The sequence below is a fragment of the Synechococcus sp. BS55D genome, from assembly GCF_004332415.1.
Lineage (GTDB): Bacteria > Cyanobacteriota > Cyanobacteriia > PCC-6307 > Cyanobiaceae > Synechococcus_C.
This window is the reverse complement of sequence record NZ_PHQT01000001.1, coordinates 516141-542506: the sequence shown is the minus strand read 5'-3', so window position 1 is coordinate 542506 and position 26366 is coordinate 516141. Positions and strand designations below refer to the sequence as shown.

The following is a 26366-nucleotide window of genomic DNA, read 5'->3' as shown; positions in this document are numbered from 1 at the left end:
GATGGTGGAGGGTCTCCAACGCGTCGTGGTCACCGGCCTCGGCGCGGTGACACCGATCGGCAACACCGTTGCCGACTATTGGACTGGTCTGACCTCCGGCAAGAACGGAGTGGCGCCGATCACCCTGTTCGACGCCAGCGCCCACGCCTGCCGCTTCGCAGCCGAGGTCAAGGACTTCGACCCCAGCGGCTACCTTGAAGCCAAAGAGGCGAAGCGCTGGGACAGGTTTTGCAAGTTCGGTGTTGTCGCCGCCAAGCAGGCGCTTGCTGATGCCGGTCTCGAGATCAACGAATCGAACGCCGAGCGCATCGGTATCAGCATCGGTTCGGGCGTCGGCGGCCTGCTGACCATGGAGACCCAGGCCCATGTGCTGGCTGACAAGGGCCCAAGCCGTGTGAGCCCTTTCACGGTGCCGATGATGATCCCCAACATGGCCACAGGCCTGGCGGCGATCGCCCTCGGCGCCAAGGGGCCCAGTTCCGCTGTCGCCACCGCTTGCGCAGCTGGATCCAACGCGATCGGAGATGCCTTCCGCATCCTGCAGCTCGGCAAAGCCGACGCCATGATCTGCGGTGGTGCTGAATCGGCGATCACTCCTCTGGGTGTTGCCGGTTTCGCCAGCGCCAAAGCCCTGTCCTTCCGCAACGACGACCCGGCCACCGCCAGTCGTCCCTTTGACCGGGAGCGGGATGGCTTTGTGATCGGTGAAGGCGCGGGCATTCTCGTTCTCGAAACCCTGGCCCACGCGCAAGCCCGGGGGGCCACGGTGCTGGCGGAACTGGTGGGTTATGGCACCACCTGCGATGCCCACCACATCACCGCCCCCACCCCGGGCGGTGTCGGTGGAGCGGCCGCCATCAAACTCGCCCTGGCTGATGCAGGGCTGGCCCCCGAGAGCGTTGGCTACGTCAACGCCCACGGCACCAGCACCCCCGCCAATGACAGCAACGAAACTGCGGCGATCAAGAGCGCCCTCGGCGCCCGTGCCCTGCAGATTCCCGTGAGCTCCACCAAATCGATGACCGGCCACCTGCTCGGAGGCTCCGGTGGCATCGAAGCGGTGGCCAGCGTGCTCGCGATCCGCCATGGGGTTGTCCCCCCCACCATCAACTACGCCAACCCGGATCCCGACTGTGATCTGGATGTCGTACCGAACACCGCCCGTGAAGCCACACTGGATGCGGTGCTCTCCAACTCCTTCGGCTTCGGCGGCCACAACGTCTGCCTTGCCTTCCGTCGCATCGGCTGATTCAGCCCTGCGTTCCCGTCCCAGTATCCCGTCAACACGCCATGGTCGCCGCGCCCGCTTCCCTCGACACGCTCTGCATCAACAGCATCCGCATGCTGGCTGTCGATGCCATTAACAAGTCCAAGAGCGGCCACCCCGGTCTGCCCATGGGCTGTGCACCGATGGGTTACACCCTCTGGGACAAGTTCCTGAAGCACAACCCCAAGAACCCCCAGTGGTTCAACCGTGACCGCTTCGTTCTGTCCGCCGGTCACGGCTGCATGCTGCTCTATGCGCTGCTTCACCTCACCGGTTACGACTCGGTGACGATCGACGACATCAAACAGTTCCGCCAGTGGGGCTCCAAAACTCCCGGTCACCCCGAAACCTTCGAAACCCCCGGGGTTGAAGTGACCACCGGTCCTCTGGGTGCGGGGATCTCCAACGCCGTCGGCCTGGCCATTGCCGAGTCGCACCTGGCCGCCAAGTTCAACAAGCCCGGCGCCGCCCTGGTGGATCACTACACCTACGTGATCATGGGCGACGGCTGTAATCAGGAAGGTGTGGCCTCCGAAGCCGCCTCCCTGGCCGGGCACCTGAAGCTGGGCAAGCTGATCGCCCTGTATGACGACAACCACATCACCATCGATGGACGCACCGATGTGTCCTTCACTGAAGATGTGCTCAAGCGCTACGAGGCCTACGGCTGGCACGTGCAGCATGTGGCAGATGGCAACACCGATGTGAACGCCATCAGCAAGGCGATCGAAGCGGCCAAGGCCGTCACCGACAAGCCGTCGATCATCAAGGTGACCACCACCATCGGCTACGGCTCCCCCAACAAGAGCGACACCGCCGGCGTGCATGGCGCTCCTTTGGGTGAAGACGAGACCGCATTGACCCGCCAACAACTGGGCTGGGAGTACGGCCCCTTTGAAGTGCCCCAGGAGGCCTACGACCAGTTCCGTCAGGCCATTGAGCGCGGAGCCAGCCTTGAAGCGGAGTGGAATCAGACCCTGGCGACCTACCGGAGCCAGTACCCCGCCGAAGCTGCCGTGTTCGAGCGGATGCTGCGCGGTGAACTGCCCCAGGGTTGGGACAAGGACCTGCCCACCTACACCCCTGCAGACGGTGGCCTGGCCACCCGTAAGCACTCCCAGATCTGCCTGGGTGCTCTGGGTCCCAACCTGCCTGAACTGATCGGCGGCTCCGCCGACCTCACCCACTCCAACTACACCGACATCAAGGGCGAAACCGGCTCTTACCAGCCCGAAACCCCTGAGAAGCGCTACCTGCACTTCGGTGTACGCGAGCACGCGATGGCGGCCATCCTCAATGGCATCGCCTATCACAACAGTGGCCTGATCCCCTACGGCGGCACCTTCCTGGTGTTCGCCGACTACATGCGCGGCTCCATGCGCCTCTCGGCCCTGAGCGAACTGGGTGTGATCTACGTGTTAACCCACGATTCCATCGGCGTCGGCGAAGACGGCCCCACCCACCAGCCGATCGAGACCATCCCCTCCCTGCGGGCGATGCCCAACCTGCTGGTGTTCCGCCCTGGTGACGGCAACGAAACCAGCGGTGCTTACAAACTGGCGATCGAGAACCGCAAGCGCCCCAGCGCCCTTTGCCTCAGCCGCCAGAACATGGCGAACCAGGCCAACTCGTCGATCGAGAAGGTCGCCCACGGCGGCTACATCCTCGAAGACTGCGAGGGCACCCCTGAGCTGATCCTGATCGGCACCGGCACCGAGCTCGACCTCTGCGTGCAGGCGGCCAAACAGCTCAGCGCAGAAGGTCGCAAGGTGCGCGTCGTATCCATGCCCTGCGTGGAACTCTTCGATGAGCAGAGCGATGCCTACAAGGAGCAGGTGCTCCCCGCAGCCGTACGCAAGCGCATCGTGGTGGAAGCAGCTGAAAGCTTCGGTTGGCACCGCTTCATCGGCCTTGATGGAGACAGCGTCACCATGAATCGCTTCGGTGCTTCGGCCCCTGGCGGCACCTGCATGGAGAAGTTCGGCTTCACCGTGGAGAACGTCGTGGCAAAATCCAAGGCCCTACTCGGTTGACTTAATGCCTGTGAATTCAGAGAACTCACAGGCTGATCAAGCGATCCCATCGCCCCCCGGTGCCCTGAGGCAGCGGGGGGTTTTGACTGATGCTGGCGAAGCAACGGATCAGATACCACCCCGCGGCAAGCGTCGCGGACAGAAACGACGCTTCGGCGCAGCAGGACTCTGCAATGTCCTCGTCACCAACCTTGTGCTGCAAATGCTTCTAGCGAGCAACAGCGTCAGCGTGCTCGCGGCCACATTGATCAGCCAAGCCATTAACACGGGCTTTGGCTACACGATTTACGGCAAAGTCGTGTTCCAAGCCAAAGGATTGCGCAACCATCAGCCAATCCTCCGCTACCTGGCTCTGATGACAACCATGTGGCTACTCAACACTGCGGGGATTGATATCGGCACCACACTAGGTTTCAGCAAAAATATTGCAGCTGCAGCACTAATACCATGCCTAGCCGTGCTATCGTACGGCGCACAAAAATATTGGGTATTTAAATAATGAAGCTAAGCATTATTATCCCCTGCTACAACGAAGCAGCCACGATCATTTCACTCATTGAAGCTGTCAAAAAGGCGCCGATAAGCGATCGAGAAATTATCATCGTTGATGATGGCTCCAGCGATGGAACACGGGATATCCTCGCAACAATCAAAGACCATGAAATCCGCGTGGTCTTCCACGACAAGAACCAAGGGAAGGGAGCGGCATTAAGAACAGGCTTCCAGAAGGCCACCGGGGATATCTGCATCGTTCAGGATGCGGATCTTGAATACGATCCCCAGGAGTTCCCAATTGTCATTCAACCGATTGTGGATGGCAAAGCTGACGTTGTCTTCGGCAGTCGCTTTCAAAGTGGCCGGCCACACCGGGTTGTGTATTTCTGGCACAGGGTCGGCAATGGCGTGCTCACCCTAATGAGCAATTTCTTCACAGATCTGAACCTTTCAGACATGGAGACCTGCTACAAGGCATTCAGGCGCGAGGTGATTCAAGCAATCAACATCTGCGAAAACAGGTTCGGCTTTGAGCCAGAAGTGACAGCCAAAATCTCAAAAATGAATCTTCGCATCTATGAAGTGGGCATCTCTTACTACGGCCGCACCTACGATGAAGGCAAGAAAATCGGCTGGAGAGATGGATTCCGCGCGATCTACTGCATCCTGAAATACAATCTTTGGGCCCAACGCTAGGCGCATCATGCGAATGACACGCAATCTGATCACAGGCGGCGCGGGCTTCCTTGGCTCTCACCTGACCGACCGGCTAATGCAAGCCGGAGAAGAGGTGATCTGCCTCGACAACTATTTCACGGGACGCAAAACCAATATCTCCCAGTGGATCGGCCATCCACGCTTTGAACTGATCCGCCATGACGTAACGGAACCAATCCGACTGGAAGTCGACCGCATCTGGCATCTAGCTTGCCCAGCTTCGCCGGTTCACTATCAGTTTAATCCGATCAAAACGGCCAAAACCAGTTTTTTAGGCACCTACAACATGCTCGGCCTGGCGCGGCGCGTGGGAGCACGCCTACTTTTAGCGAGCACCAGTGAGGTGTATGGCGATCCAGAAGTGCACCCGCAACCCGAAAGCTATCGAGGTTGCGTGAACACGATCGGGATCCGCAGCTGTTACGACGAAGGCAAACGCATCGCCGAAACCCTTTGCTTCGATTATCAACGCATGCATGGCACTGAAATTCGCGTCATGCGCATTTTCAATACTTACGGGCCGCGCATGCTGCCCGACGACGGGCGGGTGGTGAGCAACTTCATTATGCAAGCGCTGCAAGGACAACCCCTCACTCTCTACGGCGATGGCAGCCAGACCCGCTCCTTCTGCTATGTGGATGATCTGATTGAAGGCATGATCCGCCTGATGAACGGCAACCACACAGGCCCCATCAATATCGGCAATCCGGGTGAGTTCAGCATCCGCCAGCTGGCTGAACTGGTGCGCGAACGCATCAATCCTAAGCTCGAACTGATCACAAAACCTCTCCCCCAGGACGATCCACTCCAACGCCAGCCGATCATTGATCTCGCCAGACAGGAGCTGGGATGGGAACCCAAGATCTCGCTTCAAGAGGGTCTGGACCCCACGATTGCCTGGTTCAGGGAATGCCTTTGAGATTCAAGAGCGCGTCACATCTGTTCTTTCACTGGCTAGCCATTCCTGGCCTCGCAATCGGGATGACGCTCTGGCCGACCCTCTCCAGTGGACTCGCGCAATTTCAAACAGATTCTGGCGATACTCTCCTCAACCTGTATTTCCTTGAGCATGCTTACAGGCATTTCATTGATTTTCAGATTTTTAAATCAGCGCACTTTTGGTCACCAGACTTTTTTTGGCCGATTCAAGATACTCTCGCCTGGAGTGATCATCTTCTCGGTCCCAGCGTGATCTACGGAGCCTTCCGTTCATTCTGCGATCCATTTCAAAGCTATGTGGGATGGATTACCACGACCCTGTGGCTGAACTACTTAGCCATCCGCCATGCCGCCAAACGCATTGCTCCAGAGACCCAACCAGTCTGGATCAGCATTGCGGCACTCGTCACCAGTTTCAGCCCTGTTATCACCCAACAGTTAGGTCATCCCCAGCTGCTCAGCCTCTTTCTGATCGGCCCAATTCTCTGGCTCTGCCATCGGTTGATTCAGGAGCCGCCAGTCGATTTCACGATCAGTGACTGGCTTCTGTTGGGCTCCTGGCTTCTGGCCAATGGCTTCTTCAATATCTACATCTTTGTGTATGCCTGTTATGGCGTTTTGATCGCCAGCGCTATTCACCTCTCAAAGCGTTTTCATCAACACCGGTTCAGGCTGAAGCACGGACAACGGCTATGGGTTCATACAACACTACTGCTTGCCTGCATTGGTCTCAACGTAACAATTTACCTCCCCTATCTGCAAACACTAAAGACCTTCGGCAAAAGGGATATAGGAGAAATCATCAATAATCTCCCCAAGATTGCAAGCTGGCTGTTCGGGAGTGATCAATGGCTCCTCCAGCCACCATTGACCGCGGCCAATACAAATCCTGACTGGGTTTATGGCGCCGAACAGGAACTGTTTCCGGGCTGGAGCCTGCTGATCTTGTTCGCAGCTGTCCTGCTGACAGCGATCGCGCAGAGAAAAGCCAGCCCGAACCCCCTACGGATCTGGTTAATCGCCATCGGGGCCATGGTGATACTGAGCCTCTCCTTCAAGGGATTCAGCCTCTGGATCATCATCAGCAAACTGCTGCCAGGTGCCAGCTCCCTGCGCGCCTCCAGCCGCGTGGCCATGGTGATCGTGCTGTATGCGGCTCCGGCAATCGCCCTCGCCGCTGGGTATTGGCAGCGGCGAGGCATTCAGCGTTGGCAGCCGATCGCAGCACTGCTGGCACTGATCGGCAGCTTTGTTGGGATCTGGCCGAAGGGTCAGCCCTCCTTTTCGCTCACGGCCTGGCAGCAGGAGAACAACGCCATCAGTGCTGCCTTGAGCACAAGCGACTGTGATCTGTTCTGGCACGAGTGGAGCGACCAACCGCCATGGCGAGGCCAGGTAATGGCCATGCATGCCCAGAGACGCACTGGAATTCCAACCTTGAATGGCTACAGCGGTCACTTCCCCAAGACCGATTGGCCATACGCCGAACCCTCTGGTATCGGTGCCTATTCATGGCTGGCCCTGAGCAAGCCGGAACAACACCACCGACTGAAACCTGCCCATGGCAAAGAAAAAACCCGTTGCATCGTGAACTACGACACCTCCCTGCAAGAGGCAAGGATCCGAACAATCAAAGATCACCAGGGCATCCCCTCAGAACTCGAGACCAGAAGCGAGCCGAATCAGATCATTTATGCGGCGACAGGGATCGAGGCCGGAAAAGATCTGAACCAGCGGCTTTACGTTCGCTCCAAACCTCGCGATGGCGACTGGAGTGCCTGGACATTGCTGATACGGGACGGCCAGCCAATCCCCGCTGAACGTGGCGATTATCAAATCACACACATTGCAAAGCGTGGCAACCGCCTGGAGATAACAGATAGCAACAGCAAAGAAGGAATGTCCTACATCTGGATAGTAGACAAAAAAACAGGGGTCTTTGTCTCTCAGATCCCTAAAGCAATCAAAAAGCTTTGATTAATCAGCCTTCTCCATCTTCACGCCAGCCAGTTCGGCGCCACCTCGAGCCTTCAGCACCTCTTCCAGGCCTTCGATATCGGCATCGGTGATCTTGGTCTGCATCGGGCAGTGCTTCGGTCCACACATCGAACAGAACTCGGCCTGCTTGTAGATATCCGCCGGCAGGGTTTCGTCGTGATATTCCTTGGCACGCTCGGGATCGAGTGACAACTCAAACTGTTTGTTCCAATCGAAGTTGTAGCGAGCCCGGCTGAGTTCATCGTCGCGGTCACGGGCACCAGGGCGGTGACGGGCAATATCCGCCGCATGGGCCGCAATCTTGTAGGCGATCAGGCCTTCACGCACGTCTTCGGCATTGGGCAGACCCAGGTGCTCCTTGGGGGTCACGTAGCAAAGCATCGCCGTGCCATGCCAACCGGCCATCGCCGCACCGATCGCTGAGGTGATGTGGTCGTAACCGGGAGCGATATCGGTGACTAGGGGGCCGAGCACATAGAAGGGCGCTTCGTTGCACTCCTCCATCTGCTTTTTCACGTTGAACTCGATCTGATCGAGGGGGACATGGCCCGGACCCTCCACCATCACCTGCACATCGTGGGTCCAAGCGCGACGGGTCAGTTCACCCAGGGTGTGGAGTTCGGCCAGCTGCGCCGCATCCGAGGCATCGTGCTGACAGCCGGGCCGCAATGAATCACCCAGCGAGAAGGTGCAGTCGTAGCGCTTGAAGATCTCGCAGATGTCATCAAAGCGGGTGTAGAGCGGGTTCTGGCGATGGTGATAGAGCATCCACTGCGCCAGGATGCCGCCGCCACGGCTCACAATCCCGGTGATGCGGCCCTTCACCTTGGGAAGGTGTTCAATCAGCAGACCAGCGTGGATGGTCTGGTAATCAACGCCTTGCTGGCAGTGCTTCTCGATGATGTGCAGGAAGTCGTCTTCATCGAGCTTCTCGATCGAGCCGTGCACACTCTCTAAGGCCTGATACACGGGCACCGTGCCGATCGGCACCGGCGATGCATTGATGATCGCCGTGCGCACCTCATCCAGGTTCACACCACCGGTGGAGAGATCCATCACCGTGTCGGCGCCATATTTGACCGCCAACTTGAGTTTCTTCACCTCCTCTTCCGCATCGGAGGCATTCGGGGAGGCACCGATGTTGGCGTTCACCTTGCACTTGCTGGCGATGCCGATCGCCATCGGCTCCAGGTTGGTGTGATTGATGTTGGCCGGGATGATCATGCGGCCCCGGGCCACCTCTTCCATCACCAGCGACTCGGGCAGGTTCTCTCGCTTGGCCACATGGGCCATCTCCTCGGTCACCACCCCTTGGCGGGCGTAGTGCATCTGCGACACATTGGCCTGGCCCTGGCGGGCGGCAACCCAGGAAGCACGCATGATCGAATCGGCGACGGGATAGCCAGAGGTGGGCTGCAGCCCGGGATCACGCTTGGTCACTTCCCTGCGCCGGCATGACCCGGATCAGGTGCGGAGGGTGTGATCTCAGCCCGATCAGTCGCAAGCGACCTGGGCACCCCTAGTGGTGCCGGAACGGTAGCAAGAGTCGCGTCAAAGAGGTGCTCAGCCCCCCTGCAGGCCATTCAGGGCCGCTGCTACCACCCGGTGATCCGTGTCCTGCTGCAGCGGTTGAAGCAGGGCCCGGGCCTGGCTGCCAACGTCATCGGCGGCTTGCTCCCGCACCAGCCGGCCCAGGATCTCGGCGCCGCCCACCCGCACGGTGCCGTCGCCATCCTCAATCGCCAGCTGGCCGAGCTCGAGCAACCAGGCGGGATCAATCCCAGGCTGCTCCGCCAGGGCCGAGAGGATGCTGCAACGCACGAGCCAGGCGTTGTCGGCAGCAAAGCTGTCCCGCAGCAGGGGCCAGGCCCGCTTCACGCCGTAGCTGGCGAGGGAATTGGCCGCTTCCGCGCGCACATTCGCGTCCTCGTCGTTCCGCAGCAGCCGCTCGAGCAGCGCCCAGCCCGCCTCGCTGCGGCGAACCCCCAAGCCGCTGCAGCTGAGCGAGCGCACCAGAAAGGCCTCCTGCTCTGCGCCAAGCAGCAACAGCGGCACCACCACGGTCTCGGTCTGATCCTCGGGGAACTCCCTCAGAGTCGCCAGGGCGGGCATGGCCCGCATCGGGTCACCGGAGACAATCGCCTCGCGCAGGGTTGCCGCATCGGGGCAGGGTCTGTCGTCGGGTTGGGCAGCCATCAGTCGCGCTCCTGGGATGGGCGTTCGGCCCGGGTGCTGCGCAGGGCGATCAACAAGCGCTGACGCCGGCGTCGACGGCCCACCAGGGCGCTGGTCACCAGGGTGATGCCCACCACAATCGCAGGCAGGGCCTGCAGGCGGTCTTGCCCCTGGCGCAAGAACAGCGCCACCAACCCCAGCAACACCAACAGAGGCGCCGCCAGCGACAGCCACACATGGCCCAAGGATCGGATGCGCGAGCTCACGGAGCCTCCGCGGGAATGGGAGCGTTCATCCAGGCCAGCAGGGTGGAGGTGAGCACGCGAATGCCGACCCCCAGGCTGGCTTCATCCGGCAGGAAACGACCGTTATGAAGGGGCGCACATCCATCCGGACCCGCCACACCCAACCGGAACATGCTGCCCGGCAGCTCCTGCACCAGCTCCGCGAAATCCTCCGCACCAAGGGACGGGTGCTCCAGGCGCTGCACCTGGGCGCGACCGATCTGTTCGATGGCACAGCGTTCGAGCAGATCCGTGAGGCCTGGATGGTTGTGCACCGGAGGGGCGATGCAGCGATAGCTGACGGTGGCGGTAGCCCCGAAGCTGGAGCAGATCGCCTGCACCGTGTCTTCGATCCAGGCCGGCAGCCGACCGTGCAGATCGCAATCCAGGCAGCGCAGGGTGCCGAGCAGGCGCACCCGATCGGCGATCACGTTGAAGGCTTTGCCGCCCTCGATCCGCCCAAAGCTCACCACCACGGGATGCAGGGCATCCAGGCGGCGACTGATCGCCTCCTGCAGGCCAGTCACCACCCGGGCGGCGATCCAGATCGCATCCACCGACTGGTGGGGCCGGGCACCGTGCCCCCCCTCACCGATCACCTCGATCTCCAGTTCCCCTGCCGCTGCCGTGAGGCTGCCGCTGCGCACCCCGATCGTTCCCACCGCAAGGGACGGAAACACATGCACGCCGTAGAGGGCTGAGAGACCCTCCAGGGCCCCATCGTCACGCATCCAGCGGGCCCCTTGGGCCAGCTCTTCGGCGGGCTGAAACAACAGCCGCACCCCGCAGGGCAGAGGCGACTCAGCCGCCAGCAAACGGGCCACCCCAAGGCCGATGCAGGTGTGCAGGTCATGGCCGCAGGCGTGCATCACCCCCTGACGGCGGGACGCATAGGCCAGCCCCGTGCGCTCCTCGACAGGCAGGGCATCCATATCCACCCGCAGGCCAACCCTTGGCCCCTCAGACGGACCAAGGTCGGCCACCACACCGGTACGCCCCACCCCTTCGCGCACCCGCCAACCGTGCTGGCGCAGTTCCCCCGCCACCAACGCGGCCGTTTGGTGCTCCTCACCGCTCAGCTCCGGGTGGGCATGGAGATGACGGCGCAATTCCAGCAGTTCCGGCAACTGCTCGCGGAGGCGAGTGAGCCAGGGATCCATGGGGGTGTTCATCGACTCTCCAGCTTGAGAAACGCGCCCAGGTCGGCCGTGGGGCTCGATGGCCAGCGCCGCACCGCCAGCAGCCAATCGGCCTGGCGGTAACGGGGATCGAGCCCGGCCGCCGCCGCCCAGTGGCTCTCCGCCTCGCCACCCTGGCCCCGGCGCCAGAGCAGGGCCGACAGGGCCGCTCTGGAATCAGCAAACAGGGGATAGCGGCGGATCAGTTTGCGCAACTCCTGTTCGGCAGCATCCAGCTCACCAAGCTGATAACGGGCCAGGGCCTCGCTGGAGCGTGCCATCGCAAACCCCGGCCTCGCCAGGGCCGCCTGGGCATACAACTCAGCCGCCGCCGCCCAGTCGCCCTGGGAGCCGCGCACATTGCCCAGGTTGTAGAGGGCCGAAGCCTCCTGGGGATCCCGCTCCAGGATCCAGGTGTAGTCCGTGGCCGCATCCGACCACCGCTGCAACGCCTCTTCCGCTGTGCCGCGGTTGAGATGGGGATCCATCGCCTCAGGCTCCAGGGCCAGCGCCTGGGTCTGATCGGCGATCGCTGCTTCGGCATCACCAAGCACCAGGCGCACATTGCCGCGGTTGCTCCAGGCGGCGGCGTCCTGAGGCTGGCGCTCCAAATAACGATCCCAGAGGGGCAGCGCCTGGGCTGCCGCACCATCACGACTGGCCGCGAGGGCCCACTCGAACAGATCGCGATCTGAGAGGTCTGGAACCGTGACACCCTGACCTGCCTCAACCGGCTGCACCAGCCAGAGCAGTCCCAGCAACACCAGTAGAAGGGCGCGATGGATCATGCCGCTTCGGATCCCTCCGTCGGCCAGCCCAAATGTCGACGCCCTGCCGCCGTCACCACTCGCCCCCGGGGGGTGCGTTGCAGGAAACCGAGCTGCAGCAGGTAAGGCTCCACCACCGCTTCCAGGGTGGTGGGATCTTCGCCGAGGGCAGCCGCCAGGGTTTCAAGGCCCACAGGGCCACCGCCATGGGCCTGCAGCAGAAGCTCGAGCAGCCGTCGGTCACTGGCATCCAATCCACGACCATCCACACGATGGAGGCTGAGGGCCTCTTCCACGAGCGCGGCCTCGATCGCTCCGTCCACCCCGCGCACACAAGCCACATCCCGCACCCTCCGCAGCAGGCGGTTGGCGATGCGAGGAGTACCCCGGCAGCGACGGGCGATTTCGCAACAGGCCGCTGCCGTGAGACGGAGGCCGAGCAGGCCGGAGGCCCGCTCCACGATCGCCTCTAGATCCTCTTGGCCATAGAACTCCAGGCGCTGGATCAAGCCGAAGCGATCGCGCAGGGGTGAGCTCAAAGAGCCGGCCCGGGTGGTGGCGCCCACGAGGGTGAAGGGAGGCAGATCGAGGGTGCGGGTGCGAGCCGTGCTCCCCTTGCCCACCGTGAGATCAAGGCGCCGATCCTCCATCGCTGGATAGAGCAACTCCTCAGCCACCCGGGTGAGGCGATGAATCTCATCGATGAACAACAGCTCCCGCGGCTGCAGATTCACCAGCAGACCAACGATGTCTCGCGGGCGCTCGAGGGCCGGTGCACTGGTAATCCGGCAGCTCACCCCCAGCTCCTCGGCGAGCACCAGGGCCATGGTGGTCTTCCCGAGGCCGGGGGGGCCATAGAGCAGCACATGGTCGAGGGCATCGCCGCGGCCGATCGCCGCCTGCACGGCGATGCCAAGCACCTGTTTCAGCTCCCGCTGGCCGATGTAGTCATTCAGACGTCGCGGTCGGAGCCCCTCATCGCGGGCTGAAGCCCCATCGGTTCCTACGAGAGGCGCGCCTGCGGAATTGATTCCCGCGGAATCCGTACCCGCGACATCCTCCTCCTGCGCGGCTGGATCCACCAGACGGGGCACCGCGTTGCGCTTGCTGCGCCCGGAGCCGGCACTGGAGGAGACGATCGCCATGGTGGAAGGGTACCGATGTCTGGATAAGGTCGGGAGATCCAAGGCAGCCGGATGGCGAAAGGCGGAGGCAAGAAGGGGGCAGCAGCCAGGGCAGCAGCGAATCGGCTGCTGGCCGATAACCGCTTGGCGCGCCATCAATACGAAATCCTGGAAACCCTGGAAACCGGCATCGAGCTGGTGGGCACGGAGGTGAAATCGGTGCGGGCCGGCCAGGCCAACCTGCGGGATGGCTTCTGCCTCATCCGCAACGGTGAGCTGCAGCTGCACAACGTTCACATCTCACCCCACACCCACGCCAGTGGCTACTACAACCACGACCCCCTGCGGGTGCGCAAACTGTTGGCCCACAGGCGCGAGATCGACAAGTTACGGGGCCAGCTTGACCAGAAGGGCCTGGCCCTGATCCCCCTGAACATGCATCTCAAGGGCTCGTGGATCAAGTTGACGATCGGACTGGGCAAGGGCCGCAAGCTGCACGACAAACGAGCGGCCGAAAAGGAAAAGCAGGTGAAAAAAGAAACCCGCGCAGCACTATCCCGTTACTGAATCGTTACTAGTTAGTGACACCACCGTCTCCTTGGGCTGCTCCTGCCTGTGGTGGCGGTGCCAGCGGCGCCTCCGGCGGCTTAGCCGCCCCGGCCGGCTTCGGGCCCGGGGGGTCAGCCATGCCATCCACCGCACCCGTGGCACCGGTCGCCGGATCTGGAATCGGATTCGGGTCCACCTCCGGCAAAGGCGTTGGAGCGGGACGATCAGCCCGACACGAGAGCGTGAGCAGACCGGAAGAGACTCCTTCATTGGTCACCAGCACCTGCACGGGCGAGCCCGCTTCAGGCGTGAGGGTCACCACCCGCAGCGGGCCCCGGGCCGCGACCACCTCACCATCGGCGCCGTAGACGGTCATCTGCATCAGGGGGGTGCCGTTGATGCCCAGCACCAGGCGGCGGCCCGCCGGCACCTGAATCGCAATCAAGCGCGCCCCACCGGAAGGCACACGACTGGAGAGCACCGTCGGCGCCCCGGGGCGAGCCGTGAGCTTCTCAATGCGCACATCACCCAGCCCGCGCATGGCGGCGGCATACCAGAGCTGCAGGTAAGGCTCAGGGGGCTTGCTACCGCTCACCACTCCGGGCAGAAGGTTCTGGGCTGAAGCACTCACCAGCTGCTCCACCACCCGGGGATTCACCCCCTGCTTCGTGAGCGCCTCCCGCTGCTTCTGCCAATCCGTACCCTTGAGCTGGCCAAGCCGGGCCCGCAGATCCGGCGGCAACTGCTCCACCCGGGCCAGCCACTCCTCCGCCAGCTCATTCCAGACCCGGCGCAAAGGAGCATCCTCAAGGGAATCACTCGGCAGGCGCCCGTTCCGCTCGGGGAAGCGGGCCAGCAGGCTGGCATCCACCAGCTGCAGGAACCAGCTGCGATCAACTTGGAGGGCGCGCAAGCGACTGAGCAGTTGCTGACGCTGATCCACCTCCGCCGGCGGCAAGCTGGCACTCGGGGCCCGGCCCACCAGATCGCGATCCGTGGAGGGGGCGCCATCCGGGCTGCGACCACGACTGAGCAGGAACCAGCCGATGGCCGTGCCCAGCACCGCCGAAACCAGGAGCGCGCCGACCACCGGCCAGAGACGCCCTTCGGCGGCCTGTTGACGCGCCTCAGCGCTGGGGCGACTCCGAACTGAAACAGCCTGATCGCCTGGCTGCGATTGGGCTGAAGCGTCTGGATCCATGGCGAGGGAAGGCAACGCAGGCGTGGGAGCAGGCACGGGCACAGGGACAGGCGCCGCTGGCGCCAGCACCACCGTGCGTTCCGAGAGCGCCTGGGGACCAGTGGATTCGGGCATGACCACGGCCTGCAGCGCCTGCAGCGCCTCGCGGGCCTGCTCGAAACGCTCCCCGGGCCGTTCGCTGAGCAGCCGCTCAAGGACCGCGCGATAGGGGGCCTCCAGATTCAAGCTCTCGGGAATGCGCCAGGCGCTGGCAGCAGCAGCACCGTCAGGCCCCAGCAACTGTTCCGGGGGCCGACCGCTGAGAAGACTCAGGGCCGTGACACCCAAGCCATGGAGATCCATCCAGGCGGCAGCCGGTTCACCGCGGCCCTGGGCCCGGGGGGCATAGCCGGCCGTTGCGCCGGTCAGTGGGCGCAGACCGGCCTGCTGCAGCAGCCCGAAATCCAGCAGCACAGGCAGACCGTCCTGATCCCGGCGCAGCAGGTTGCCGGGGTTGAGATCGCCGTGCACCAACTCGCGGCCATGCAGCACCGCCAGGGGTGGTAGCAGCTGGCGCAGCAGCAGGAGCACCTCCCCGGGACCGAACACCAGCTGGCGCTCAGAGCGTTGGCGCTGGATCTGCCCCAGGCTCTGCCCCTCCTGCCACTCACGCACCAGCCAGAGGGCTCCCTCCTCCTCCAGCAGGCCACCGAAGCGGGGAATCTGGGGATGGAGCACCGCCTGCATCGCAGGCCAGATCGCCCGGAAGCGCTCCTGGGCAGCAGGGTCACGCAGTTCGCGCAACGCTACAGGGGACTCGCCGGCGAGCAAATCAGCGGCGCGCCAGAGCACCCCCTGGGCGGCGGCGCTCAGTTGCTGATCGATCCGATAGCGCTCCGCGAGCACAGATCCGATCTCCATCGTTCCAGCCGCAGTGGGCCGATGGTAGGGGCCCAGCGCCAGCTGCACCGCAAATGATCCGCACCTAGGGTCTGCCGCAGTCGCCCGCATGGGATGGTCCTCAGCACGCAGCAGCCCCTGCTGTCTCGCCTGCTGACGGTGCGCCGCGCCAGCGAAGCGCTGATCAACCCCCTCGAACCGGAGGATCTCTGCCTGCAGGGCATGGCCGATGCCAGCCCACCCAAATGGCACCTGGCGCACACCACCTGGTTCTTTGAAACCTTCGTGCTCGGGCCGTTTCAGCCAGATCACCGCCCGGCTGATCCCCGCTGGGGCTATTTGTTCAATTCCTATTACGAGACCGTCGGTCCCCGACAACCCAGGCCCCAGCGCGGCCTTCTCAGCCGACCGGCGATCGCCGAGGTGCTCGCCTGGCGCCGGCGGGTCGATGACTCTCTGGAGCAGCTGTTCAGCGCTGGCGAGGATCGCCGTTGGAGCGGCCTCGTGGAGCTCGGACTCCAGCACGAGCAGCAGCACCAGGAACTGCTGCTGATGGACCTGCTCGATGGGTTCAGTCGCCAGCCCCTGGAGCCCTGCTACCGCAGCGACTGGGAGGAGGCGAAGGAAGCACCCGGCAGCGAGCGCCGCTGGCTGGAACATCCCGGAGGCCTGGTCGAGATCGGCCATGGCTCGCATCACGACAGCTCGCATCACGACAGCTTCCATTTCGACAATGAGGGGCCGCGCCACCGGGTCTGGCTGGAGCCGTTCGCGCTCGCGGACCGGTTGGTGACCAATGCCGACTACCAGCAGTTCGTCACCGACGGTGGCTACCAGCGGCCGGAGCTATGGATGAGCGAAGGCTGGAGCCTGTGCCAAACGAAAGCGTGGCAAGCCCCCCGCTACTGGCGCCGGGAGGGCCCTGAAGCACCCTGGCAGTGGGAATTCACCCTGGCGGGCCGGCAACCGCTGCAACCGCAACGCCCTGTCAGGCACATCAGCTGGTTCGAAGCGGATGCCTATGCCCGCTGGGCCGGTGCCCGCCTGCCGAGCGAAGCGGAGTGGGAGCTGAGCGCCGGCGAGCGCAGCGATGAGCTGCTTCAAGCCACAGGAGACCTCTGGCAATGGACCGCCAGCCCCTACCGCCCCTATCCGGGCTTCCAGCCGGCGGCCGGGGCCGTGGGGGAATACAACGGCAAGTTCATGACCTCCCAATTCGTGCTGCGGGGCAGCAGCCGCCTGACTCCCGAGGGTCACAGCCGTCTCACCTACCGGAACTTCTTCCCACCGGCGAGCCGCTGGATGGCCGCCGGCCTGCGCCTGGCCAGATAAGCAGCCAGATGACCAGTCAGATGAATCTCCCGAGACCTCCCGCGATCGACCTGATCGACCTCCATCCCCCCGCCGCCGACATGCGCCAGCTGGTGCGCGATGGCATGGCGCGCCAACCACGCCAGCTGCCGGCTTGGTTTCTCTACGACGCCGAAGGCTCCAAGCTCTTTGACCGGATCTGCGAACAACCGGAATACGGGCTCACCCGCACCGAAATCAACCTGCTGGAGTGCAAGGCCCGCGAGATCGCTGCAGCCCTCGGTGATGGCGTGATCGTCGAGTTCGGAGCCGGCAGTGCCCGCAAGGTGGGGCCCCTGCTGAAGGCCCTACAGCCACCGGCTTACGTCGCCCTCGACATCAGCGCCGACCATCTCCAGCAGGCGATCACCAAGCTGCAGCAGGCCCATCCGATGGTGGCCATGCTCGGCATCTGCTGTGACCACAGCCAACTGGAGACCCTGCCTGACCATCCCTTGCTGCGGGGCCAACGACGGCTGGGGTTCTTCCCCGGCAGCTCCCTGGGCAATTTCAACCGCCAGGACGCGGTGGAGCTGCTGCGGCGCTTCCGGAGGGTCCTGGCCGGCGGCCCCCTGCTGCTGGGCCTTGATCACCCCAAGCCGGCGACGGTACTGGAGGCGGCCTATGACGATGCCGCCGGGGTGTCGGCTGCCTTTGCCCGCAATCTGCTCCATCGCCTCAACCAAGATCTGCAGGCCGACTTCGATCCCCAACGCTTCCGCTACCGGGCCCGCTGGCAACCGGAGGCCAGTCGAGTGGAGATGGCCCTGATCAGCCGCTGCCCCCAACAGGTCTCCATCGCCGATGAGCACTGGAGCTTCGACGACGGTGAAGCGCTGGTGACCGAATACAGCGTGAAGTACAGCCCTGTGATGGCGATCGAGCTGGCTGCAGAGGCGGGATGGCGCTGCGCGCGCCGTTGGCATGACCCCGACGACAGCCTCTCTCTGCACCTGCTGGAGGCGGCAGACTGACCATCAGTCACCGCGCACCGCTGCCGCCATGAGCCGTGAGGAGCAACGCCGCACCATCCGCCAGCAGCGGGAATCCCTGATCGATGAACTGGAAGCGCTCTATCGGCAGGCCTTCGAGCGACTCAGCGAGCTGGAGGTTGGGGAAGGATCGGTGGCTCGGCTCACCCAGCTGCTGCTGCGGTCCCGTGATGGGGCGATCACCCCGCTGCAGCAGGAAATCGAAGCCCCGTTGATCACCAAAGCCCCCGATGGGCAGGACGACGGCTGATGCCCCCCACCTGGCTGGATCAGCTTGAGCGCAACCTCGAGGAACGCCTCAATGCCTTTCTGCGCTCCAATCCCCAGCAGGAGCAACTGCTGCGCGAACAGCATCTGCGTGATCGTCAGCAGGATCTACAGCGTCGGCGCGCTCAGCTCCAGGAGCAGGCGGAGGAGCACCGCCGCCAGCTGCTGGCCCTCGCCTCAGAGGTGCGCGACTGGCAGGCCCGCTGCAGCCGGGCTCGCGCAGCTGGCGCCAAGGATCTAGCTGGACGAGCTGAGGCCCATGTGCAGAGCCTGATGGACCAGGGCCGGCAGCTGTGGGGAGAACTGGAGGGCCTGGGTCAACAGTTTCAGGACCTGAACACCCAGCTCAACCAGCTCCAGCAAACGGCTGCAAAACAGCAACAGGGCCGCAGCCTCGAAGAAGACTGGGCCCTGTTTGAAGCAAAGCAAGAATTGGAGGAGCTGAGGCGCCGTCAGGGCTTCAGCTGATGGATCAGGCCTTGGGGGCCGGGGGCACCAGGCTCACGTTCTCCGGCGGCGGAGTGGGATCGGGATCGGCGATCAGCATGTGCTGGAGCACGATCTCGGGGCGTTCACTGTCGCGCCAGCGGATTCGGTAAGCGGGCATCTTGGTGCCACGGCTGGTGGTCTGCTCCACCGGCTCCATCACCCAACCGCGGCGAGAACGCCCCTGGGGATTGCGCTTGACCACCGCATCGGCGTGTTTGAAGCGGAAACCTACGCGCTCGCCACTCATGGGAAGAGGACCCTGCCACTGGGTCTAATTATCCACGTTGACGGTTCAGGGCTCTGTACGGGTTTCTGGGCGCATGAGCGGGAAGGCGATCACATCACGGATCGAGGGGCTATCGGTGAGCAGCATCACCAGGCGATCGATGCCGATCCCGAGGCCACCCGTGGGGGGCATGCCCACCTCGAGAGCCTGAAGGAAATCCTCATCGACCCCATGGGCCTCATCGTCACCAGCCGCCCGCCGGGCCTGCTGATCCTCGAGACGCTGACGCTGGTCGAGGGGATCGATGAGCTCACTGAAGGCATTGGCGGTCTCCCGGCCGACGATGAACAGCTCAAAGCGCTCCACCAGCCCTGGCTTGCTGCGGTGCTTGCGTGCCAGCGGCGAAATCTCCACCGGGTAGTCGGTCACAAAGGTGGGCTGAATCAGCTCCGCCTCCACCCGTTGCTCAAAGGCCTCATTCAGCAAACGGCCCACGCTGTCGGCTTTTTCAGGCACCTCCAGACCAGCGGCCTCCATCGCCGCTGCTGCTGCTGCGCGATCAGCAAAGGCGTTGAAGTCGAGACCGGTGGCCTCCTGCACCAACTCATGCATGGTGGCGCGCCGCCAGGGGGGGGTCAGATCCACCTCAGTGCCCTGGTAGGCGATGCGGGTACCGCCGCAGATCTGCTCAGCCACCGAGGCGATCAGCTGCTCGGTGAGATCCATCATGTCGGTGTAATCGGCATAGGCCTGATACACCTCCACCGAGGTGAACTCGGGGTTGTGGCGGGTACTGACGCCTTCGTTGCGGAAGATGCGCCCCAGCTCATAGACCCGCTCGAAGCCCCCCACCACGAGTCGCTTGAGGTGAAGCTCCGTGGCGATCCGCAGGTAGAGGGGCAGGTCGAGGGTGTTGTGGTGGGTGATGAACGGACGCGCCTCGGCACCGCCGGCCTCCGCCTGCAGCACCGGCGTTTCAATTTCCAAAAAGGCGCGTTCATCGAGCCAGCGCCGGATCGCACTCACCATCAGGGCGCGGCGCCGGAAGGTCTCCCGCGACTGGGGGCTGACGATCAGATCGAGGTAGCGCTGCCGGTAGCGCTTCTCCACGTCCGCCAGGCCGTGCCACTTGTCCGGGAGAGGCTGGAGAGCCTTGGTGAGCATCTGCCAGTCGCTCACCTTCACCGACAGCTCGCCCCGGTCGGTGCGGCGCAGGCTGCCGCACACACCAATCAGATCACCCGCATCCACCAAGGTGGTGAGCTGGCTGAACGATTCACCCAGGCTGGCCTTCTCCAGATAGAGCTGAATCGAACCGGTTTCGTCCGCGAGGGTAAAAAAGGCGAGCTTGCCCATCACCCGACGGGTCATCACCCGACCGGCGACCGCCACCTCGAGCTGCCGCTCCTCTCCATTGGGTAGATCGGCGTGGTCAGCCTGGAGCTGATCGGTGCGATGGCTCGGCTCGAAACGCAGGGCGTAGGGCTCCTGGCCGAGCTCGCGCAGGGCGTTGGCCTTCTCCAGACGGGTCTCGCGCAGGTCAGACAAGGGGGCGCATGCAGTCGGCGCCATCCTGCCCGACCAGTCGCCCGGGTTCAGGCGTTGACAGCGGCAGGCAGATCACCCATGCGCTGGGAGGCGTAACCGATCCCGCGCACGGTGAGGATCAGTTCCGGATTGCGGGGATCGGGCTCGAGCTTGCCGCGCAGGCGGGCGACGTAGACATCCACCACACGCAGATCGGCAGCGCGGCGAGGGGGATACCCCCAGAGCTGCTCGAGGATCTCGGCCCGGGGCACCACGCGTCCGGGCTCACGGAACAGCAGCTCCAGCAGGCTGAACTCCGTATAGGTGAGGGCAATGCGCTCGCTGCCGCGCGTCACCTGACGACGGTTGGTATCCACAACCAAATCACCGACCCGCAGCACCCCCTGACCAACGGGCACATCCCGAGGCTCCGCAGCAGCCGACCCCCGGCCAACCCGACGGAGGATCGAGGCGATCCGCGCCTCAAGCTCCTTGGGACTGAACGGTTTGGGCAGGTAATCGTCGGCACCGAGATCAAGACCGGCCACCCGCTCGGAGATCGCCTCCAGCGCAGACAGGAAGATGATCGGCACGCAGGATTCGGCCCGCAGCCGACGGCAGACCGCAAAGCCATCCAGCTTCGGGAGCATCACATCGAGGACCACCAGATCGGGGCTGTCCTTATGAAAACGCTCGAGGGCTTCCTCGCCGTCTTCGGCGCAAATCACCTGGTAGCCGGCCAATTGCAGGCGCATGACCAGCACGCGCCGAACGGCAGGTTCGTCATCCACCACGAGGATCGTGGCCTTCGGAGCAGTGGATGGCCCGGGCTCGGGCATGCGAACGCTGCATCAAGAGCCGCAACCCTACCGTTCAGCCCAAACAGAACACGAGCCAAGGGATCACGCCGCCCCAAGGTTTTTGATTCTTTTAAGGATTAAGGCCTCTGCTCAGGGCCAGCGGGCTTCGGCGTAGCGATTCCATTGCCGGGCCGCCTCGGTCACCGCCTGATCGCTGCTGATCTGGCCGAGCATCGCCCGCTGGAGCTGCGTGTAGATGATGGCCTGCAGGCGCTTGATACCGGGGCTCGCTGGCACCAGCACCCGGGCTCGCTCCAGGGTGCGAGCCGATAGCAAGCGGGCCTGGCGGATCTGGGCCTCCTGGCCATTCGCCGGTCGCTCTGCCTCCAGCTCCCTGAGCACCTGCTGCAGGGCAGCGCGCGAGGAGGGAAGCACCCGGGCCTCCCGGGCGAAACGGGTTTGATTGGGAGCGTTGGTCAGGAAAAGAGCCAGGTCCGCTGCCTGCTGAGGGCGACTGCTCTGACGGGGCACCGCCAGGGTCATCAAGGCGACATTGGCGGTGCCATCCGCACCGGTGAGGGGTGGGAAGGGTTCGGTGCGGGCGGCAATGCCGGGGGCATTGGTTTGGATGCTGCGCAGAAACTCAGCGCCGCTGGCCAGCACCGCCAGCTCACCGCTCTGATAGAGCTCAATCGCTCGCCGCTGCCCCTGGCTCACCACCTCGCGAGGCAGCAAGCCTTCCCTGTAGAGATCAGTCCAGAAGGCAAAAGCCCGTCGCCCCTCCGGTGTGTTGAAAGCAGCCCGCTGCCGGTCATCCAGCAGGGTCACCCCCATCTGCACCATCGATTCGAGCAGCTCAGCGGAGTCGTCGGGAACCACGGTCACAAACAGGCCGTAGCGACCTGTGGTGCGGCGGATCCGACGGGCAAAGGCCGGCAGCTCCTGCCAACGCCGAGGCGGCTGCTCTAAGCCTGCCTGCTGAAGCAAGCCACGGTTCACCAGGCTCAGGCGCACAGTGAGATACCAGGGCACAGCGATCTGGCCCGCCTGAGGATCCCTCGCTGCCTGCCAGACCGAGGGCAGGAAGCGCTCCGCCGCTCCCGCGGGCAGCAAGGGCGTGAGGTCCGTCAGGCCGCCCTTACTGGCGAGATTGGCTGCAAAGGGCGGATTCAGATTCACCACATCCGGCGCGGTACGCGCGAACACAGCGGCCAGCAGCTTGCGCTCCACCGAGCCCCAGGGCAGGTCTGTCCAGCGCACGGGGGCCTTGGGATGGGCCCGTTCCCAGGCATCGATCACCCCATCCATGTAGGGGTTGAATTTGGGTGCCAGCTGGAGGGTCCAGAGCTGGAGCGGCCCCTGTGGCGCCAGATCCGAGTACGGGGCCGGGCGGCAGCCCCAACCCATGAGGACCGATCCGGTCAGGATCAGGCCGGTGAACAGGGTTCGGAAGCGAGGCGATTTGAGCATCAGATCAGGCCGGCGCCCGTCGACGCCAGATCAGCAATTGCCAGGACGCCAGCATCGGCGCCAGCAGGGCGGTGATCAACACCTGCAGCAAGCACTGGCGCCAGGCCCAGTGCTGAAAGAGCGGTGCATCGAGACCCGAAAGCAAGCGCCATTGCAGCCAGAGACTGAGACCGAGCAGCATGGTGCCAATCCAGGCGAGCAGGCCGAGATTGAGGCTGCGTTCGATCGGTCGACCCCGCCGCCCGAGCCGCCCCCACCACCAGCCGAGCAGCATCAGCACCGGCAGCTGGGTGAGGCCACTGCCCCCGAGTCCATCGAGCACCAGCCCAAGACAGGCCGCTGCGATTGTTCCAGACACCGGACCATCCACCAGCGACCAGGGCAGCAACCAGAGAATCGACCAGCTGGGGGCCACCCCTGAGAGGGTCAGCCAGCCAGGTGTCGCCAGGGTGAGCAAGGGCACCAACAGGGCGGAAGCGACACAGATCGGCTGTTGGTGAAGGCGCGCCATCAGCGGGTCTGCACCTGCACCCAGTCGATGGCCTCAGGAGACGCCACCAACTGCACCAGGGCCTCCGGTGCCGGAACGGCCCGCCCATTGATCGACTGAAGCACCGCCACTGGCAGGTTGGGGGGCAACAGAGTGCTGGCGGGGGAGGTGCTCACCAGATCACCCGGGCGCGCCTTCACATCCTTGTCGAGAAAGCGCAGCTGGGGATGGCTAGTGCCCAGTCCCACCAGAAGACCGTGTTGCTGAGTGCGAGCCACCCAGACGCCCACCTGGCTGCCCGGTGCGGTCAGCAGCCGCACCCTGGACGTCGCAGGGGTGACGCTCTGTACTCGGCCCAGCAATCCACCGGGCCCCATCACCGCATCACCAGGGGCGATCCCTGCAGCGGAACCCTGACCCAGCTCCAGCTGCTGCCACCAACCCTCCGTGCGCCGGGAGATCACCGCCGCAGAAACCCGCTTGTCCTTCTCGCTGTTGCGGTCGAGATCCAGCAAACCGCGCAGGCGATCGTTGTCCTTCTGGAGCAACTGCAGGCGAGCCTGAAGCTCAAGGTTGCCAGAGGATTGCAGCCACTCCCGCTGGGCTGACCCTGGCCAGAAGGGCCGGCTCAGCAGGGCGTAGGCATCAGAGAAGGCCGCACCCTTGCTCCAACGCACGGCAGCAAGAGCAGCGATCAGAGCAAGCCAGGGCCAGAGACGCCGCCAACTGCGCAGGCGGGTGCCCATCGGCCACTGGGAGGAACCCATGGGCTCAGGCCGTCACTGAGTTGCGCACGTATTCGGGGGTGTCGAGCACGCGCTGCAGACGCTTGTAGTCCTCCAGCACCTGGCCGCAACCATTGACCACACACAGCAGGGGGTCTTCGGCGATGTGGGTGAAGATTCCCGTTTCGTGGCTAATCAGATCGCTGATCCCACGCACGAGAGCGCCGCCACCGGCCAGCATGATGCCGCGATCGACGATATCGGCTGCGAGCTCAGGCGGGGTGCGCTCGAGGGACCGCTTCACGGCTTCCACGATCACGTTGAGCGGTTCAGCAATCGCTTCGCGCAGGTCACCGGCCCGAAGCTGGATCGTCCGGGGCAGTCCGGAGAGCAGGTGCAGACCGCGCACATCCATGACGGTCTGGTCGAAGTCGTTGTCGGGGAATGCCGAGCCAATCCGGATCTTGATGTCTTCAGCGGTGCGCTCACCAACCACAAGGTTGTGAACCTTCTTGAGGTACACCCCAATCGCATCGCTGATCTCGTCGCCCGCAACGCGCACGGATTCGCTCAGAACAGTGCCGCCCAGGCTCAGCACCGCCACTTCGGTGGTGCCACCACCGATATCAACAATCATGGTGCCCACCGGTTCGGTCACCGGCAGACCGGCACCAATGGCCGCAGCCACGGGCTCATCGATCAGGTGCACTTCGCGAGCACCAGCCAAACCGGCCTCCCGCACAGCACGGCGCTCCACGCCGGTCACGCCGCTGGGGATGCCCACCACCAGACGGGGCGCGACGATGCCGCGACCTTCATTGCCCTTCTGGATGAAGCTCTTGAGCATCTGCTCAGCAGCATCAAAGTCAGCGATCACCCCGTCCTTGAGGGGACGAACAGCCTTGATATTCCCGGGGGTGCGGCCCAGCATCAGCTTGGCCTCATCACCCACCGCCAGGGGCAGGCCACGCTCGAGATCAATGGCCACCACGGAGGGCTCCTGCAGCACGATGCCGCGGCCGGAGACATAGATCAGCGTGTTGGCCGTGCCGAGGTCGATCCCGATGTCGCGGGACAGCTGGAAACGACGGAAAAGCACCTTGGAACGGCTCAGGTCGGCGAATCATAGGGGCAGTTGAGCGGCCCTTCAGCCCCTGTCCTGATACAAGCGGCCCCGAGGGTGGAACTTCTAAAAAGCAGCCAGGGCAGCCGTCACAGATGGCCGCTTTGGCGCATCATTGACCCAACACACAGGAGACATTCATGGGCGTCAATTCCGTCACCTTGGTCGGCCGCGCTGGCCGCGACCCCGAGGTGCGTTACTTCGAATCCGGAAGCATGGTGGCCAACCTCACCATGGCCGTGAACCGCCGCAGCCGCGACGACGAGCCGGACTGGTTCAACCTCGAGATCTGGGGCAAGCAGGCCCAGGTTGCCGCCGATTACGTCAAGAAAGGATCCCTGCTCGGAATCATCGGCAGCTTCAAGCTCGACCGCTGGACCGACCGCAACAGCGGTGAGGAGCGCAGCAAGCCCGTGGTGCGGGTGGATCGCCTCGAGCTGCTGGGTTCCAAGCGCGACAGCGAGGGAGCATCAGGTGGCTTCGGCGGCAGCCCCAGCGAAGAGGAAGTGCCCTTCTGAGCTGAGCAAGGGGCAGAGGCGTCCCCCTTTTGGGACTCCACATCTGCCCCTTGACCAGGTCAACGAGCTCAGTTTCAACCTGCTCAGATCCATGGCTCAGTGGCCGGATCAGTCGGCGGTGTTGCGGCGGCGCCAGATCCTCAGGCCGAGCCAAATGGCGGCCGCCAACAGGGCGATCACCAGCACCACCTTGATCACCTTCGACACAGGGTCGATCCAGAGCTCGACGTTGCTGTAGCTCTCCCCCAGGGCAACCCCAGCCAGAGTGAGCAACAGGGTCCAAATCAAGCTGCCGGCGGTGGTCCAGATCAGGAACGGCGCCATCGGCATCAGCTCGATTCCGGCTGGCACCGAGATCAAGGTGCGGATCCCGGGCACAAGACGTCCCCAGAACACGAGGGCGGTGCCGTAGCGGCTAAACCAGCGACGGCTGCGGGCCAATTCCTCTGGGCTGATGCCGATCCAGCGGCCGTGGCGGCTCAGCCACTGCTCGATCCGCTCTTCATTGATCAGACGGCCAATGCCGTACCAAGGCAAAGCCCCGAGCACGGTGCCAATCAGGCCCGCCAGCACCACCGGGATCAACTGCAGCTGGCCCTGCTGCACGTAAAAGCCCCCCAGGGGCATGATCAGCTCAGAGGGAATCGGCGGGAAGAGATTCTCGAGAAACATCGCCGCAAAGATGGCGGCATACCCGGCCCAGGGGTTGGCTTCCACGGCCTGACCGATCCAGTCCGGCAGCTGGGTGACGAATTCAGAAAGCCCCATGGAGCCCGCGCAGGT

At 63.8% G+C, this 26366-nt stretch carries 27 protein-coding genes and 1 riboswitch; of the genes, 12 read left to right on the top strand and 15 right to left on the bottom strand.

Going from position 1 to position 26366, the window contains the following annotated elements; translation table 11 throughout:
* Position 1 precedes the first annotated feature (1 nt).
* The 6 genes from fabF (at position 2) to CWE16_RS02585 (ending at position 7428) form a co-directional block, all read left to right on the top strand.
* Positions 2 to 1249 (top strand): beta-ketoacyl-ACP synthase II, encoded by a 1248-nt coding sequence (fabF, locus tag CWE16_RS02610; protein WP_131592692.1) that lies wholly within the window; start codon positions 2 to 4, stop codon positions 1247 to 1249.
* A 41-nt stretch (positions 1250 to 1290) separates the two neighbouring features.
* On the top strand, positions 1291 to 3300 hold the full coding sequence (gene tkt / locus CWE16_RS02605) for a transketolase (RefSeq protein WP_131592690.1): 2010 nt from the start codon (positions 1291 to 1293) through the stop codon (positions 3298 to 3300).
* Between the two features lie 82 nt (positions 3301 to 3382).
* A complete protein-coding gene (locus tag CWE16_RS02600; RefSeq protein ID WP_161567564.1) occupies positions 3383 to 3799 on the top strand; it encodes a GtrA family protein in 417 nt (138 codons plus the stop codon).
* Positions 3799 to 4491 (top strand): glycosyltransferase family 2 protein, encoded by a 693-nt coding sequence (locus CWE16_RS02595; protein WP_131592686.1) that lies wholly within the window; start codon positions 3799 to 3801, stop codon positions 4489 to 4491. Before CWE16_RS02600 ends, CWE16_RS02595 begins: the two co-directional genes overlap by 1 nt.
* A gap of 7 nt (positions 4492 to 4498) precedes the next feature.
* Complete coding sequence (locus CWE16_RS02590; RefSeq protein ID WP_131592684.1) at positions 4499 to 5431, top strand: UDP-glucuronic acid decarboxylase family protein; 933 nt, start codon at positions 4499 to 4501, stop codon at positions 5429 to 5431.
* Positions 5432 to 5748: 317 nt separating this feature from the next.
* Positions 5749 to 7428, top strand: a complete 1680-nt coding sequence (locus tag CWE16_RS02585) for a hypothetical protein (protein ID WP_131592682.1) — start codon at positions 5749 to 5751, stop codon at positions 7426 to 7428.
* Here CWE16_RS02585 and thiC read toward each other — a convergent pair whose 3' ends face one another.
* From thiC to ruvB, 6 genes are all read right to left on the bottom strand, one after another.
* Positions 7429 to 8829, bottom strand: coding sequence for a phosphomethylpyrimidine synthase ThiC (gene thiC, locus CWE16_RS02580; RefSeq protein ID WP_131592680.1), 1401 nt, complete (start codon positions 8827 to 8829; stop codon positions 7429 to 7431). It lies immediately after the preceding gene.
* Positions 8830 to 8873: 44 nt separating this feature from the next.
* Positions 8874 to 8980: riboswitch (TPP riboswitch) on the bottom strand.
* Between the two features lie 32 nt (positions 8981 to 9012).
* Positions 9013 to 9645: a HEAT repeat domain-containing protein gene (locus CWE16_RS02575; protein WP_131592678.1), complete on the bottom strand. Its 633-nt coding sequence runs from the start codon at positions 9643 to 9645 to the stop codon at positions 9013 to 9015.
* Positions 9645 to 9890 (bottom strand): DUF3188 domain-containing protein, encoded by a 246-nt coding sequence (locus tag CWE16_RS02570; protein WP_131592676.1) that lies wholly within the window; start codon positions 9888 to 9890, stop codon positions 9645 to 9647. The genes CWE16_RS02575 and CWE16_RS02570 overlap by 1 nt, the downstream gene beginning before the upstream one ends.
* On the bottom strand, positions 9887 to 11080 hold the full coding sequence (locus CWE16_RS02565; protein WP_236629522.1) for an amidohydrolase: 1194 nt from the start codon (positions 11078 to 11080) through the stop codon (positions 9887 to 9889). Before CWE16_RS02565 ends, CWE16_RS02570 begins: the two co-directional genes overlap by 4 nt.
* Entirely contained in the window at positions 11077 to 11874 is a 798-nt protein-coding gene (locus CWE16_RS02560; RefSeq protein ID WP_131592674.1) for a tetratricopeptide repeat protein, read from the bottom strand. Before CWE16_RS02560 ends, CWE16_RS02565 begins: the two co-directional genes overlap by 4 nt.
* Positions 11871 to 12998 carry a Holliday junction branch migration DNA helicase RuvB gene (ruvB, locus tag CWE16_RS02555; protein ID WP_131592672.1) on the bottom strand — a complete coding sequence of 376 codons (1128 nt, stop codon included), beginning with the start codon at positions 12996 to 12998 and terminating at the stop codon, positions 11871 to 11873. Before ruvB ends, CWE16_RS02560 begins: the two co-directional genes overlap by 4 nt.
* A gap of 51 nt (positions 12999 to 13049) precedes the next feature.
* Here ruvB and smpB point away from each other — a divergent pair, with 51 nt between their 5' ends.
* Positions 13050 to 13544 (top strand): SsrA-binding protein SmpB, encoded by a 495-nt coding sequence (smpB, locus tag CWE16_RS02550; protein WP_131455634.1) that lies wholly within the window; start codon positions 13050 to 13052, stop codon positions 13542 to 13544.
* A 7-nt stretch (positions 13545 to 13551) separates the two neighbouring features.
* Here the strand turns inward: smpB and CWE16_RS02545 are convergent, their stop codons facing one another.
* On the bottom strand, positions 13552 to 15627 hold the full coding sequence (locus tag CWE16_RS02545; protein ID WP_131592670.1) for a serine/threonine protein kinase: 2076 nt from the start codon (positions 15625 to 15627) through the stop codon (positions 13552 to 13554).
* Between the two features lie 93 nt (positions 15628 to 15720).
* Here CWE16_RS02545 and egtB point away from each other — a divergent pair, with 93 nt between their 5' ends.
* The 4 genes from egtB to CWE16_RS02525 are packed head-to-tail and all read left to right on the top strand — an operon-like array spanning position 15721 to position 18683.
* The gene (gene egtB, locus CWE16_RS02540; RefSeq protein WP_201737944.1) at positions 15721 to 16938 is read left to right on the top strand and encodes an ergothioneine biosynthesis protein EgtB; all 1218 of its coding nucleotides are present in this window, start codon (positions 15721 to 15723) and stop codon (positions 16936 to 16938) included.
* Between the two features lie 20 nt (positions 16939 to 16958).
* Positions 16959 to 17930 (top strand): L-histidine N(alpha)-methyltransferase, encoded by a 972-nt coding sequence (gene egtD, locus CWE16_RS02535; protein ID WP_236629521.1) that lies wholly within the window; start codon positions 16959 to 16961, stop codon positions 17928 to 17930.
* Between the two features lie 28 nt (positions 17931 to 17958).
* The gene (locus CWE16_RS02530; protein ID WP_131455967.1) at positions 17959 to 18198 is read left to right on the top strand and encodes a hercynine metabolism small protein; all 240 of its coding nucleotides are present in this window, start codon (positions 17959 to 17961) and stop codon (positions 18196 to 18198) included.
* Positions 18198 to 18683, top strand: coding sequence for a hercynine metabolism protein (locus CWE16_RS02525; RefSeq protein ID WP_131592668.1), 486 nt, complete (start codon positions 18198 to 18200; stop codon positions 18681 to 18683). The genes CWE16_RS02530 and CWE16_RS02525 overlap by 1 nt, the downstream gene beginning before the upstream one ends.
* Before the next feature lie 4 nt (positions 18684 to 18687).
* Here CWE16_RS02525 and CWE16_RS02520 read toward each other — a convergent pair whose 3' ends face one another.
* The 7 genes from CWE16_RS02520 to CWE16_RS02490 form a co-directional block, all read right to left on the bottom strand.
* Positions 18688 to 18951, bottom strand: coding sequence for a hypothetical protein (locus tag CWE16_RS02520; RefSeq protein WP_131455631.1), 264 nt, complete (start codon positions 18949 to 18951; stop codon positions 18688 to 18690).
* Positions 18952 to 18996: 45 nt separating this feature from the next.
* Positions 18997 to 20478, bottom strand: a complete 1482-nt coding sequence (lysS, locus tag CWE16_RS02515) for a lysine--tRNA ligase (protein ID WP_131592666.1) — start codon at positions 20476 to 20478, stop codon at positions 18997 to 18999.
* 47 nt (positions 20479 to 20525) lie between these two features.
* Positions 20526 to 21296 carry a response regulator transcription factor RpaB gene (gene rpaB, locus CWE16_RS02510; RefSeq protein WP_131592664.1) on the bottom strand — a complete coding sequence of 257 codons (771 nt, stop codon included), beginning with the start codon at positions 21294 to 21296 and terminating at the stop codon, positions 20526 to 20528.
* A 111-nt stretch (positions 21297 to 21407) separates the two neighbouring features.
* Complete coding sequence (locus CWE16_RS02505; protein WP_131592662.1) at positions 21408 to 22727, bottom strand: ABC transporter substrate-binding protein; 1320 nt, start codon at positions 22725 to 22727, stop codon at positions 21408 to 21410.
* A gap of 4 nt (positions 22728 to 22731) precedes the next feature.
* Positions 22732 to 23238, bottom strand: coding sequence for a rod shape-determining protein MreD (gene mreD / locus CWE16_RS02500; RefSeq protein ID WP_131592660.1), 507 nt, complete (start codon positions 23236 to 23238; stop codon positions 22732 to 22734).
* Entirely contained in the window at positions 23238 to 23984 is a 747-nt protein-coding gene (gene mreC, locus CWE16_RS02495) for a rod shape-determining protein MreC (protein ID WP_131592658.1), read from the bottom strand. The genes mreD and mreC overlap by 1 nt, the downstream gene beginning before the upstream one ends.
* 4 nt (positions 23985 to 23988) lie before the next feature.
* Positions 23989 to 25041 carry a rod shape-determining protein gene (locus tag CWE16_RS02490; protein WP_131592656.1) on the bottom strand — a complete coding sequence of 351 codons (1053 nt, stop codon included), beginning with the start codon at positions 25039 to 25041 and terminating at the stop codon, positions 23989 to 23991.
* Between the two features lie 164 nt (positions 25042 to 25205).
* On the opposite strand from CWE16_RS02490, the gene CWE16_RS02485 reads away from it, so the two are divergent.
* Positions 25206 to 25583, top strand: a complete 378-nt coding sequence (locus CWE16_RS02485; protein WP_131455624.1) for a single-stranded DNA-binding protein — start codon at positions 25206 to 25208, stop codon at positions 25581 to 25583.
* A gap of 108 nt (positions 25584 to 25691) precedes the next feature.
* Here the strand turns inward: CWE16_RS02485 and CWE16_RS02480 are convergent, their stop codons facing one another.
* Entirely contained in the window at positions 25692 to 26351 is a 660-nt protein-coding gene (locus CWE16_RS02480; protein ID WP_131455623.1) for a DedA family protein, read from the bottom strand.
* Positions 26352 to 26366: the final 15 nt, after the last annotated feature.